The sequence below is a fragment of the Clostridium sp. ZBS2 genome, from assembly GCF_023845855.1.
Classification (GTDB): domain Bacteria; phylum Bacillota; class Clostridia; order Clostridiales; family Clostridiaceae; genus Clostridium; species Clostridium aquiflavi.
This window is the reverse complement of the sequence record NZ_JAMQIF010000191.1, coordinates 1-260: the sequence shown is the minus strand read 5'-3', so window position 1 is coordinate 260 and position 260 is coordinate 1. Positions and strand designations below refer to the sequence as shown.

Below are 260 nucleotides of genomic sequence, written 5' to 3'. Positions count from 1 at the left end.
GCTAAATAAACACGATAAACAATTAACTATCCGCGTGAAACTAAATAACAACGTAGATGACCATCGACTCCGCGTGCTTTTCCCGACTGGAAAACAAACAGAAACACATCAAGTGGGAAGTGTTTTTGAAGTAGTAACACGCGCGAATAAACAAGTCAAAGAATGGACAAATCCTGCTAAAGATAACCGAAAACAAGGCTTTGTTGCTAGTGGAAATATCGTTGTCGCAAGTCTTGGTTTACCAGAATATGAAGTAAGCG

The 260-nt window shown here is 39.6% G+C and carries 1 protein-coding gene; it reads left to right on the top strand.

Going from position 1 to position 260, the window contains the following annotated elements; translation table 11 throughout:
• Window positions 1-260: glycoside hydrolase family 38 C-terminal domain-containing protein (locus tag NG918_RS16910; protein WP_252227229.1), on the top strand; the 260-nt coding region annotated here is incomplete at both ends.